Genomic DNA, 12409 nt, shown 5'->3' on the forward strand with positions numbered 1-12409 from the left:
AACTGCGGTCAGGTTTTTGTATGTCTAAATGTAAAGTTGCCACTACTTGGGAGGTTAATGATCTGTATGTCCGTTCTTGATAAACTGTTTAAGCACCGAGGAATCATTTGGTTGTTATTTATTGTGAATCTTCTCGGTACCATTTATGGCTACATATGGTATGGCAATCAATTGGAGTTCACGGCGGCTAACTTTCCGCTTTGGTTGCTCCCGTTTGTTCCAGATAGTCCAACCGCGAGCTTGTTCTTTACCTTGGCGCTGTTGCTAATGCTCTTTCCTCCAAAAAGCTATACGGGAAACAATGTAAGGGAGCTTATTGAGGCGTTAGCGGTTGTGACGTCTGTGAAGTATGGGATTTGGGCAGTAAGTATGATTTTTGCTGGAGGTTATCAAGGAGATATTCTGGTTTGGAAAGACTGGATGCTGGTGATCTCTCATTTGGGGATGGCGGTAGAAGCTTTGATCTATGCACGATTCTTTTCTTTCCGCAAAATGATTCCGCTAGCGCTGTTCTGGACCCTTGCTAACGATATGCTGGACTATTCCTATGGAATATATCCATGGTTACCTTCTGTACTGAATGATGATGTCACACAGGTGCAATATTTCACGATGGCGCTTACGGTGTTTAGTGTAATTGTTGCTTGGTTGTTTAGTAGTAGACAAAGACCAGTAGACTCTATCTATCAGTTTAAGAACAGGTTCTAGTAAGCAGTTCTAACCCTTGTCCGCCTGCCATACATTTAGAATTATAAGAAGTATAAGTTTTATACTATACTTTATCCTTATAATTTTACGAGAAACGAATATCGTCTAATAAAGACGACAACGTCGTTTCTTCTTAGGTAGGAGGGGGATGTCTCATGCTCCGAGGGAGATATTATGTGTTGGTTATTCTAGTGTTTTGCTGGTTATTGACCAGCATGAATGTTGAAAAAGCTTCAGCAGCGCAAGGGAATGCTGGTGAAGGTTCAGGCAAGGTTTCGAAGCAAAGCGCCGACGTTAGTTCGGGCAACGGTTTGACAGTGATGAGCGGAAAGACTGGAGCACAGCAGCTAGAACAAGCCGCTGAGGCATTGTATGGGTATGTCTTGGAAGGGGATGTGATGAAGGTCCGACAAGAGACCGAAGAGATCTCAAGGATCATAGTGTCCTCTTCTTTTGAAGGAATGACCTCTGTAGAGGGCATTAATGCGTTGTCAGGGGTCATTATGGACCTGAAGGCTGCTGTGGCAAGTGCAAAAGTATCTCAGCAGCAATTGGAGGCTACAGCTTCCAGGTTACGATTAGCTGCCAACAGTCTGAATCACCCCGGACAACCCATTTGGCTTCAGTATTATAAGCTAATTCGCGAGGATTTAAATGCGATGGAGCAAAGTGGTGCTACAAATGATCTGGCGGGATGGAAAACGGCTGTAGAGAGGCTACAGGGCAGGTATGAAAATATCCGGCCAGCGGTGATCGTCTCTCGGAAACCTGAAGTTGTAAATGCTTTTGATTCTTGGCTCTCTTATGCCGCAGGCATTCCTTCTTCCTCACAAAAAATCGAACGGGCCCGGTTGCTTGAAATCGTGTCTTATGGTCAGGATACTGTGCGGGTAATGTTCGGAAAAGAGAAGGATGAGCCGGCTTTGTCAGTACCCCTGGCCTCACAAGAATTTGGGATTTGGGGAGGGCTAGCCGCAGGGTTTATTATCGCTGTATTAGCTTATGCGGGTTATCGTAAGTACCGTGGAGAGAATCAGAACTTCAAACCAATTTAGTGGAATGGTTATATAAATAAGCAAAAGGAGCGGGGAAGAGTCCCCCGCTCCTTTTTTAACGAATCAAAACTTATATATTTGGGGCCCCCGCAAAGTACCTGAGTACGTATCGAAGCAAGGCCCCACTTTGTGGGGATATTTTATGTTTCTCTGAATCCCTCGCCTTGTACGTCGTGCACATCGCTAATAATTACGAACGCGTGCGGATCAATCGATTTGACCAGTAAACTAAGACGGCGAATTTCCTGCCTTGAAACTACACAGTACACCATATGTTTGGCTTGCTTAGAATACGCACCGATTGCGGGGATGAGTGTTACCCCTCGTTCTAGTTCAGCAGTTATTAGATCAGCAATTTGGGGTGCCTCATCACTAATGATTGTAAATGCTTTGGCGGCATAAGCGCCTTCCTGGATAAAATCGATGACACGGGATGCTATGAACACTGCAACGAGTGTGTATAGAATTTTTTCTTTGGGAATATAGAAGATGGAAGAGCCGATAATGAAAATGTCGATGGCCAGAATAATCTGCCCCATACTCCAGCCGAAATTCCGTCCCAGAATTCTTGCCACAATGTCTACGCCACCTGTAGTGCCACCAAAACGGAACACAATCCCAAGTCCGGTTCCAAGGGTTACCCCTGCGTATAGTGCAGCAAGAATAAAGTCATGTTCGGTACTGAAAGGAACAATCCATCCAGCAGAGATCAATCTTTCGAAGATCCACAAGAAAAGGGACAAAGATCCGATACCTACCCCTGTGTATACAATTTGGCGGCCGCCTAGGACTTTCCAACCGAGCAGAAACAATGGGAGATTGATTAGAAGTGTTGTTAAAAAGATTGGAATGTCAAAGGCATAATTAAGCAGCAGTGTGATTCCCGTTACGCCGCCTTCCATTAGTTGACTGGGAATGATGAAATACAATAGTCCGAATGCATATACTGCGGTTCCGAGCATGATAGGGGCAACTGTTTTGCTGATTGAAATTACCTTGTTTGAATTCATGGAATCCCTCGTTAGGCCTTGTTAAGGCAGTTTTTCTTTTCCTATAATAAGTATACCTTTTCTTGCAGGTGTTAAAATATTCAAAAAAGATTTGTCTTCAAAACGTCTTTACGATAACATAGGGGCAAACAGAAGGCAAGATATACAGAGGGGGCAAAGATACATTTTATGGACAAAAGTCTTGGTGACATTCAGCGTGAAGTAGACGCTTATATATCGCAATTTAAAGAAGGATACTTCAGTCCGCTGTCTATGTTAGCCCGCATGTCCGAGGAAGTCGGAGAGTTGGCGCGGGAAGTCAATCATGAATTCGGTGAGAAGCCGAAGAAATCTGATGAAGCAGAGAATTCTATAGAGCTTGAACTGGGAGATATTTTGTTTATTACTGTTTGTTTTGCAAATTCTCTTGGGATTGATCTGACTGAAGCACATAATAAGGTCATGCATAAGTTTAATACCCGAGACGCTGGTCGTTGGACACCAAAAGACACCGATTAGGCCTCTATAACATATGCTGTACCAAACGAACGGGATTTAGCCGTGAGGATGGTGAGGATATGGATCAAAGGGATTATGTAAGAGAAGCCTATCGCTCTATATTGCGTAGTGACTTTGCAGAAGCTATTGTTTGCTTTGAAGCCGCGATTGCAGCAAGTCCGGCTGATGCTGAAGTCAGATATCGTTGTTCCATAACGTATGCCCGCAGTGGTATGCTAGATAAAGCTTTAGTTCATGCTCAGGTGGCTATGAAGTTAGATGGCAGCAAACCTGAGTATAGTCTACATCTACAGCATCTTCAAGCTATGATGCATGTACAGGAAGCTAAGCGGTTGATAGAAGATGAAGATAACAAAACTCGTAACCCGTATCATCCGATTACGCTACTTAAAGAGGCCATCACCCTTGATCCATTATATGGGGATGCTTATGTATGGCTTGCCATCGCACATAGTCGGGTGAATGAACATATGCAGGCTATGGCCGCCTTGAAAGAAGTGATTTCTTTACATCCGGATGATTCTGGCTTGCGAGAATTGATGGTAGACCTTCAGAAATCCATACAATCGTATATGCAGTAACTATATAACTAGTGAAAGCGAGGATGAAAAGATATGAGCAACAAGATCAGAGTTATCGTATCCGGTGCAGGCGGGAGAATGGGTAAAGAGGTTGTTAAACTTGTGCTGCAGGACGAAGAGTTGGAACTAGCGGCTGCGGTAGATCGTTCAACAATGGATATAGATGCAGGCCGTCTAGTAGGTCTCGAAGACTCAGGAGTTATTGTAACTTCAGATCTTGAGGCTGCCCTCGCGGGAAGCAACGGAGATGTTGTGGTCGATTTCACTACACCACAATCAGCATATATGAATACAGTGCTAGCCATTAAATATGGAGTGCGTCCGGTTATAGGTACAACCGGATTCACACCGGAGCAAATTGTGGAACTGGACAAGCAGTGTCAAGACCAGGGGATAGGTGGACTTATTGCTCCGAACTTCTCCATAGGGGCTATTCTGTTGATGAGATTTGCGGCTCAAGCTTCAAAATACTTTCCACATCTGGAGATTATCGAGTATCATGGTGACCAAAAACTGGATGCTCCATCCGGAACTGCAGTCAAAACAGCAGAGATGATTTCAGAAGTACGGGAAGAGCTTCGTCAAGGAAACCCTAAAGAAGAAGAAACGATTGAGGGTGCGCGTGGGGGTTACTATAATGGATTCCGGATACATAGTGTCCGTCTTCCTGGTGTGTTTGCCCAAGAAGAAGTGATTTTTGGTGGGTTCGGACAATCCTTAAAAATTCGGCATGATTCTTATGAGCGAGCAGGCTATATGCCAGGCGTTAAGATGGGTATTCAAAAGGTAATGGGATACACTGGCTTGATCTATGGATTTGAGCACTTTATAGAATAGACAGGGGAGAACACCATGTTAAAGATCGCATTTATTGCACATGATCGTAAAAAAGATGAAATCGTAAATTTTGTATTAGCCTATGAGCATGTATTTGTAGGTCATGAACTATTTTCTACGGGGACTACTGGCCAACGGATCATGGATGTGACTAGCTTGAAGATTCATCGCTATATGTCAGGACCATTGGGTGGAGATCAGCAAATTGGGGCAATGGTAGCCCAAGATGAATTGGATCTTATTATTTTCTTGCGCGACCCATTAATGGCACAGCCACATGAACCAGATATTACAGCTTTACTTCGTCTATGTGACGTATATGGTATCCCTGTAGCAACGAATATCGCAACAGCTGAGGTGCTTGTGAAGGCGATTGATCGCGGTGACTTTGCTTGGCGTGAACTCGTCCATAAATACAAACCAGGTGTTGATGAATGAAGCTGGACATTCTTGTATTTGGGGCTCATGCGGATGATGCGGAGATCGGAATGGCAGGTACGATTGCTAAGCATACCGCTGCAGGACTAAAAGTAGGTCTGTGCGATTTAACAGCTGCGGAAATGTCCTCGAACGGTACTGTAGAGCTACGCAAGGAAGAGGCACAGCAAGCTGCTGATCTGCTTGGCGTGTCTGTGCGGACGAATTTGGGTTTATCTGACAGAGGGCTGTTTATAACAGAAGAGCATGTGGCCGCTGTGACAGCAGAAATTCGCCGGTTTGCTCCTGCGATTGTTTTTGCTCCTTATTGGGAAGATCGTCATCCGGATCATATTGCGTGCAGTAAGTTAGTAGAAGAGGCTGTTTTTAATGCTAAACTACGTAAATATATGCCGGACAAGCCGGCAGTTCCGGCTCCACAGCTGTTTTTTTATTTTATAAATGATCTAGGACGTACGGATCTTATTGTAGATGTTACTAAACAATATGGGCTGAAGGAGCAGGCGTTGTCCTGCTATCGCTCCCAGTTCACCAAGCCGCTCGGTGCCGATGCTGTATCCACACCGCTAACGGAAGGTTATATTGAACGTGTTCGTTCCAGAGACATGTTGCTTGGACAGCGGAGACTTATTCCCTATGCGGAAGGTTTTGCAACAAAAGTTCCCTATGCAGTAGATCTGTTTACTGCAGGGGATCAAACTATATAAGGTATAGAAGGGGACGGAATATGGATCGTTTGAAAATAGGCATCACTTGTTATCCGTCTCTTGGCGGCTCAGGCGTAGTAGCGACTGAATTAGGAAAACTCTTGGCCGAGAAGGGACATGAAGTTCATTTTATTACACACAGCATTCCGTTTCGGCTAGGGAAATTCCAGAAAAATATATTTTACCATGAGGTAGAGGTTAATGATTATTATGTATTCAAATATCCTCCTTATGATTTAGCACTTGCTACGAAGATGGCTCAGGTTGCCAAAATGCAGAATTTAGATCTGTTGCATGTTCATTACGCCGTTCCGCATGCTGTTTGTGCTTTCCTTGCTAAGCAGATGCTTGGTAATGATATAAAAGTTGTAACGACTTTGCATGGCACTGATATTACGGTACTTGGACAGGATGAATCGCTAAAAGATCTAATCCGTCTTGGAATTAATGAAAGTGATGCCGTAACAGCCGTATCGAAGGATCTCATTAGAGAAACACGAGAAGTGCTGGATATTACGCGCCAGATCGACCTCACTTATAACTTCGTTGATCATCGTGTCTATTATCCACGGGATGTATCGAATCTGCGAGAAGATTTTGCTTCTCCTGAGGAGATGATCTTGATGCACATCAGTAACTTCCGCCCAGTTAAAAGGGTAAGCGATGTTGTCGATATCTTTGCTAAAGTGAATCGTGAAATCCCTTCACGTCTGCTGCTTGTTGGCGAAGGGCCAGATCTTCCTAAGATTCAAGCTAAGATCAGTGAAATGGGTCTGGATGATAAAGTCCGCTTCTTAGGAAGACAGGATGAGATTGCTCAAGTTATTTCGTTGGCTGATCTTCTTCTGTTACCTTCTGAGAAGGAAAGCTTTGGTCTGGTCGCCCTGGAAGCGATGGCCTGTGGTGTTCCGACTATTGGTTCGCAAACCGGAGGCATTCCGGAGCTCATAGAACATGGCAAGACAGGATTCATTGCTCCAATTGGTGATACAGAAACTATGGCGAAATATGCAATCAAACTCCTATCGGATGATCGCATGGTGGAGCAGTTCAGACAAGCTTGTCTGGAAACGGCCTGCAAAGATTTCTGTAAGGATTCGATTACAAGTCAGTATGAGGATATATATTACCGTGTGCTCGGGCGCAAGGTACCTAGACTGGATACAGTCAGGGGGTAAGGAGTTCGTAATGAAATGGAAAATGGCGCCATCTGCTATGGCTCTTGCGGCGGAAAATGTAATTTCTGAGCTAACGCAAAACGGCCATGAGGCTTTTTGGGTTGGAGGCTGCATTCGCGATGAGCTATTGGGTAGGCCAGTGCATGATATGGATATTACAACTTCAGCAGTGCCGGAGGAAGTGATAGCCATCTTCGCACGCAGTATTCCGACAGGACTAGCACATGGGACGGTCACCGTGCTTCAGGATGGGCATGGATTTGAGGTGACGACATACCGAACTGAAAGCGGATATGTCGATCATCGTCGTCCGGACCATGTTGAATTTGTTAGTGATGTGAAGGAAGATCTTCGTCGTCGTGATTTTACGATTAACGCGATATGCTGCGGGCTGGGTGGAGATTTGATTGATCCCTTCGGAGGCGAGAAGGATCTAGCTCTCCGTGTGATCCGCTGTGTGGGTGATGCAGAGGAACGGTTCGATGAGGATGCGCTTCGCATGCTTCGCTGCGTTCGTTTCGCATCGGTGTTAGATTTCTCCATCGCTAAGAATACGTGGAGAGGGCTCCTGCGTCAGCGAGATAAGCTGGCGCATATTGCTGTGGAGCGTGTCCGCGCGGAGCTGGACCGCATCGTAGAGGGGCCGCATCCTCGGCGCGGCCTTGCTATGCTAGCGCGCTGTGAGCTGCTCGCGCGCGGCAAAGCCCCGTTCCCCTGGACCGGAACCGATCTGGCGGCTGCTGCGCCTTAACGGCCGGGATAGGGGAACTGGAGAGCGCCCACCTGCGGTGGGCGCTTCTCCTCCATGCCCTGAAGCAGTCGGCCCAGGAGGCCGATGAGCTGCTGCGGGCATGGACGTTCTCTGGGACGACGCGTACCAGCGTCGTCCAGGTGCTGCGGGTCCGCGAAGCTTGGACCGCTGCCCTGGAGGCTATGCCGCCGGGGGAACCGGGCGGCATGGATCTACTGCGGCGGCGCTGGATCGCCGCCGTGCTGACCTTCGGCGTGGAAGCCGCCGAAGGGTGGCTCTCGCTGCTGGCGATCCTGCCAGCAGCTGCCCTTCCCGCTGCGAACTCGCCAGCGGACATGGAAGTCTCACCCGCTGTCAACACCCAAGCGGTCTCAAAAGACTCGCCCGCTATCACCACCCCAGCGGTGCCTGCAAAAGAGTGGATCGCACAAATGCCATTGAAGAGTCTCTCGGAGCTTGCTGTTACAGGCAATGAGTTGGCGGAAGCGCTTGAGAAACGTCCAGGACCTTGGCTTGGCAATATGCTGAGTGCACTTCTGCAGGCGACTGCTTCGGGAGATCTTCTTAACAATAAACAAGAATTGCTGCTTGAAGCAAAAAGGATGGATGGACATGAGCTATGAAAAAGCGCTGTCGCTAACCGGGTTGAAGCAGGAAGCTTCTGATTCGAATTGGCTAGACAGAGTTCAGCTCCTGGAGTCTGTCGTATCTACTCAGGAGGAAGCCAAACGATTGGCGGAAAACGGTGCGCCAGAAGGAACAACCGTAATCGCTGAAGAACAGACCGGAGCTAGAGGGCGAATGGGTAGAAAATGGTTTTCTCCTCGTGGCAAAGGCATTTGGATGAGTATTGTATTGCGTCCGAAGTTACCTTTGTTACAGACTCCTCAGTTAACACTGCTTGCTGGGGTTGCTGTCTGTAAGGCAATTCGCCTTGTAACCGGGGTAGACGCCGGGATTAAATGGCCAAATGATTTGCTTGCGGGCGGTCGAAAGATATGTGGAATTTTGCTCGAGTCTTCGCTAAGAGAAGGAGAGCTTCATTATTGCATCGCCGGGATTGGAATTTCTGCGAACTTGACTGAAGACGATTATCCTGATCATCTGAAGGAAGTAGCGACTTCTCTTCGGATTCAGCGGGGCGGTGTCCCTATTGACCGTTCGGAGCTGATAAGAGCTGTATTGAATGAGTTAGAGCTGCATTTCAATCTATACATGGAACAAGGTTTTAATCCTATCAAAGAGCTGTGGGAGTCGATGTCAGTTACTTTGGGTCGCCAAATCGCTCTGAATAGCCCTCAGGGACGCTCTGAAAGCGTTGTGGTAGGCTTGGATGAGTTAGGTGGACTAATCCTTAAAAACAGCGCAGGAGAGATTTCTAGCGTATGCTCAGGTGAAATCGAGCTTTTATAAATCTTTTTTATATGACAGGGTGTCATCCCCTGTCATATTTTTTTCGTGTATTTCCGAGTCCTTTTTGTTATACTATGGGGCAGAGGCGGTATCGTTTTGCGAACTGTACTCTTGATCTGATGAACTTATAATGGTTTTATTATTGGAATCACCTTCATAACTGCGTTAGACGGTTACGTTGGATTCTGCTCTGAGCCGTAAGGACCGAGACAGAAGGGACGATCGCGAGTGACTCTTTTTTGCCCTTCGGACCTTTTTAGCAAATCGTTGCTAAAAGGTTTTTTTGTTGCGATTTTTACGGGGATGTAATTTCAAAAAGGAGGACGAAGAGAGAAATGGCAAACAAACAAGCACTTAATATTGTAAAAATGAAAAAAATGAAAGCAGATGGTGAGCGGTTAAGCATGCTGACTGCTTATGATTACCCATCGGCTCTACTTGCTGAAGAAGCCGGTATCGATCTTATTCTGGTGGGTGACTCCCTGGGAAATGTGGTACTTGGATATGATACAACTTTACCTGTTACGATTGACGATATGGTCTACCACACTCGTTCGGTAACTCGGGGCGCACAAAAAACATTCATTGTGGCAGATATGCCATTTATGACCTACCACGGAAGTATAGATGAAACCTTGCGGGGTGTGCGCAGACTGATGCAGGAAGGGCGGGCTCATGCCGTCAAAATGGAAGGCGGTCTCGAAATTTGTGAGACAGTTACTGCGGTTGTAGCTGCGGGAGTTCCTGTGCTGGGGCATATTGGACTTACACCACAATCGGTAAATATGATTGGTGGCTACCGCATTCAAGGTAAGGACGCCAAAGATGCAAAACGTCTGATGGATGAAGCTAAGGCCCTTGAAGCAGCAGGTGCTTTTGCAGTGGTACTGGAGCTGGTGACAGAAGAAGTAGCACAAGCAATTTCTGAGGCACTGAGCATTCCGACCATTGGGATTGGTGCAGGTCGTTATTGTGATGGACAGGTATTAGTTTTCCATGATTTGTTGCGTTATGCCTCACCCTACCGTGAGAAACGTTTTGTCAAAACCTATGCGGATGTGGGTAGCCTGATTCGTGAGGGTATCAGCCAATATGTGCAAGAAGTGAAGGATCGCTCGTACCCAGATGAAGGTCATGTTTTTAAAGCAGATGAAACCGTTCTGGAATCTTTATACGGCGGTGCCGGAAAGGATGGGGAATAAGATGAGAGTCGTCAGAAGCATTAAGCAGCTGCGCGAAGCTTTGGAATATATGAGACAAGGTGGGCATACCCCGATTGGGTTTGTTCCAACCATGGGATACCTGCATGAAGGACATGCCAGTCTGCTTCGGCGGGCAGGAGAAATGAGCAACACGGTCGTTATGAGCATATTTGTGAACCCGCTGCAGTTCGGACCGAATGAGGATTATGATTCCTATCCGCGCGATGAAGAGCGTGATTTGGAGCTTGCGGAACGCGAAGGTGTCGATATTGTATTTATCCCCAGTGTGGAAGAAATGTATCCGCAGCCTACCCGGACTACTGTCTCGGTATCAGAGCTTACCACTCGACTTTGTGGGGCTTCGCGTCCAGGGCATTTTAATGGCGTAACAACAGTTGTTAATAAACTATTCAATATCGTGCAGCCAGATTATGCTTTCTTCGGGCTAAAGGATGCTCAGCAAGTAGCTGTGCTCCGCAGAATGGTATCTGATTTGAATATGAATGTTGAAATTGTACCTTGCCCTATCGTTCGTGAAGGAGATGGACTTGCACTTAGCTCGCGTAACGTATTCTTATCTCCAGAGGAACGTTCTCAAGCACTGGTGTTATCTCGTTCCTTGCGTGAAGCACGTCAGTCCATTGAAGAAGGAAAAGTAAGAACCGTTGCTGAAGTGCGGGAATTGTTGACCTCGGTTATTTCCAGCTCTCCTTTGGCGGTCATTGATTATGCGGAAATATTGACTTTCCCTAATCTGGAAGGCTTAGAGAACGAAGTTTTATTAACGGATGTAAATGGGGAAATTATTATAGCGCTTGCCGTGAAGTTTGGCAGAACGCGCTTAATTGACAATAATGTATTTATTCCAAAGGAGGTTGCCGCTCTTGTTTAGACATATGATGAAATCCAAAATTCACCGCGCGACGGTGACAGAAGCGAATTTGAATTATGTGGGGAGTATTACAATTGATGAGAACTTAATGGAAGCGGCAGATATTCTTGAGAATGAAAAAGTGCAGATCGTGGATAACAATAATGGTTCACGGTTAGAAACCTATGTTATTCCAGGGCCTCGCGGCAGTGGTGTGATCTGCCTAAATGGTGCAGCTGCACGTCTTGTTCAACCGGGAGATACAGTAATTATTATTTCGTATGCGATGCTGTCTTCGGAAGAACTGGAGTCGCATAAGCCAACGGTGGTATTCGTGGATGAGAACAACAGACCAGTGAAGCTGGCTGATCATGAATTGCATGCTACAATCGCTTAAATTATGGACTTACGCCATGTAATGAATGGCAGGGATGAAAGACCCCGTTCTCGCAGAAAATGAAGTCAGGCAAGCTGAACTGATATCATCTTCAGTAAGGGGGGATAGCCCATGTTTCAACATTTGTTTGCTGAAATGAACAAGGTGCTTCAGGAGATCGTTACAGATTACCCTACAGCGGAGGGTGCCCGCCGGAATGAGCTTTTATGCAATTATAATATGCTGCATCGACTTAGTGATAAAGTGATGGATGAATGGCTGGCCTTTGCAGAGAAGCTAAGTCACTTTCGTGAAAGTGTAGATTTTACGACTGTGGTTGAAGAGGAAGTGCCAGTGCAGGAAGCACCCGAGCTGTGCATGGATACTTTTGTTAGAGGTCAGGGGTATTATAAGCTGCTGATGTATGGGAAATGTATTGAACAGTTTAAGGAAGTTATTGTGCAATATCCGGATAGCTTGGCAGCTCGATTATATTTAGCCATCTCTTACCTGCAGGAAGGGGAGGGGGAAGCTGCTTGGAGCCATCTGAACCATATGCTCGGTTTGATACGGGAAACCAAGCTGAAGGCAATGGTTTATAACGCTTTAGGTTGCATCAGGGCCTCTCAAGAACGTTTCAATGAAGCGCAGGAGCTGTTTGGCCTTTCTTTGCAACTTGACCCGGCACTTCCTGAACCAACCGTTAATTTGGAGGTTTGCCGCCGCCGAGGAGGTAAGCTTCATTTCGGAAATCAGCTTGTTTCATTATTGTAAATTATTACGT

Annotated in this window: 16 protein-coding genes; 15 read left to right on the forward strand and 1 reads right to left on the reverse strand. The window is 46.3% G+C overall.

Going from position 1 to position 12409, the window contains the following annotated elements:
- The first annotated feature begins 66 nt into the window (after positions 1–66).
- Together MKY52_RS18660 and MKY52_RS18665 are read left to right on the forward strand one after the other, a co-directional pair.
- Positions 67–708, forward strand: coding sequence for a DUF1405 domain-containing protein (locus tag MKY52_RS18660; RefSeq protein WP_256716306.1), 642 nt, complete (start codon positions 67–69; stop codon positions 706–708).
- A gap of 155 nt (positions 709–863) precedes the next feature.
- Positions 864–1763, forward strand: coding sequence for a sporulation protein YpjB (locus tag MKY52_RS18665; protein WP_341052757.1), 900 nt, complete (start codon positions 864–866; stop codon positions 1761–1763).
- Positions 1764–1903: 140 nt separating this feature from the next.
- Here MKY52_RS18665 and MKY52_RS18670 read toward each other — a convergent pair whose 3' ends face one another.
- The gene (locus tag MKY52_RS18670) at positions 1904–2773 is read right to left on the reverse strand and encodes a YitT family protein (RefSeq protein ID WP_042190138.1); all 870 of its coding nucleotides are present in this window, start codon (positions 2771–2773) and stop codon (positions 1904–1906) included.
- Between the two features lie 168 nt (positions 2774–2941).
- Between MKY52_RS18670 and MKY52_RS18675 the strand changes: the two genes are divergently transcribed.
- The 13 genes from MKY52_RS18675 (at position 2942) to MKY52_RS18735 (ending at position 12399) form a co-directional block, all read left to right on the forward strand.
- Positions 2942–3271 carry a nucleotide pyrophosphohydrolase gene (locus MKY52_RS18675; protein WP_036676271.1) on the forward strand — a complete coding sequence of 110 codons (330 nt, stop codon included), beginning with the start codon at positions 2942–2944 and terminating at the stop codon, positions 3269–3271.
- Positions 3272–3330: 59 nt separating this feature from the next.
- On the forward strand, positions 3331–3852 hold the full coding sequence (locus MKY52_RS18680; protein ID WP_076284574.1) for a tetratricopeptide repeat protein: 522 nt from the start codon (positions 3331–3333) through the stop codon (positions 3850–3852).
- 33 nt (positions 3853–3885) lie between these two features.
- Positions 3886–4689 (forward strand): 4-hydroxy-tetrahydrodipicolinate reductase, encoded by an 804-nt coding sequence (dapB, locus tag MKY52_RS18685; RefSeq protein WP_042190132.1) that lies wholly within the window; start codon positions 3886–3888, stop codon positions 4687–4689.
- A gap of 15 nt (positions 4690–4704) precedes the next feature.
- A complete protein-coding gene (locus tag MKY52_RS18690) occupies positions 4705–5127 on the forward strand; it encodes a methylglyoxal synthase (protein WP_042129517.1) in 423 nt (140 codons plus the stop codon).
- Positions 5124–5834, forward strand: coding sequence for a bacillithiol biosynthesis deacetylase BshB1 (gene bshB1, locus MKY52_RS18695; protein ID WP_042190130.1), 711 nt, complete (start codon positions 5124–5126; stop codon positions 5832–5834). Before MKY52_RS18690 ends, bshB1 begins: the two co-directional genes overlap by 4 nt.
- 20 nt (positions 5835–5854) lie before the next feature.
- Positions 5855–7012, forward strand: coding sequence for an N-acetyl-alpha-D-glucosaminyl L-malate synthase BshA (gene bshA / locus MKY52_RS18700; protein WP_341052760.1), 1158 nt, complete (start codon positions 5855–5857; stop codon positions 7010–7012).
- A gap of 10 nt (positions 7013–7022) precedes the next feature.
- A complete protein-coding gene (locus tag MKY52_RS18705; RefSeq protein WP_341052762.1) occupies positions 7023–7763 on the forward strand; it encodes a CCA tRNA nucleotidyltransferase in 741 nt (246 codons plus the stop codon).
- Positions 7764–8002: 239 nt separating this feature from the next.
- Positions 8003–8386, forward strand: a complete 384-nt coding sequence (locus MKY52_RS18710; protein WP_341052763.1) for a hypothetical protein — start codon at positions 8003–8005, stop codon at positions 8384–8386.
- Positions 8376–9176: a biotin--[acetyl-CoA-carboxylase] ligase gene (locus MKY52_RS18715; RefSeq protein WP_341052765.1), complete on the forward strand. Its 801-nt coding sequence runs from the start codon at positions 8376–8378 to the stop codon at positions 9174–9176. The genes MKY52_RS18710 and MKY52_RS18715 overlap by 11 nt, the downstream gene beginning before the upstream one ends.
- 335 nt (positions 9177–9511) lie before the next feature.
- Complete coding sequence (panB, locus tag MKY52_RS18720; protein WP_042190123.1) at positions 9512–10378, forward strand: 3-methyl-2-oxobutanoate hydroxymethyltransferase; 867 nt, start codon at positions 9512–9514, stop codon at positions 10376–10378.
- 1 nt (position 10379) lies between these two features.
- Positions 10380–11270 (forward strand): pantoate--beta-alanine ligase, encoded by an 891-nt coding sequence (gene panC, locus MKY52_RS18725; protein WP_341052767.1) that lies wholly within the window; start codon positions 10380–10382, stop codon positions 11268–11270.
- Entirely contained in the window at positions 11263–11646 is a 384-nt protein-coding gene (gene panD, locus MKY52_RS18730) for an aspartate 1-decarboxylase (protein ID WP_042129504.1), read from the forward strand. The genes panC and panD overlap by 8 nt, the downstream gene beginning before the upstream one ends.
- A gap of 111 nt (positions 11647–11757) precedes the next feature.
- Complete coding sequence (locus MKY52_RS18735; protein ID WP_341052769.1) at positions 11758–12399, forward strand: tetratricopeptide repeat protein; 642 nt, start codon at positions 11758–11760, stop codon at positions 12397–12399.
- Positions 12400–12409 lie beyond the last annotated feature (10 nt).

The organism is Paenibacillus sp. FSL P4-0184 (assembly GCF_038004625.1).
Classification (GTDB): Bacteria; Bacillota; Bacilli; order Paenibacillales; family Paenibacillaceae; genus Paenibacillus_AQ.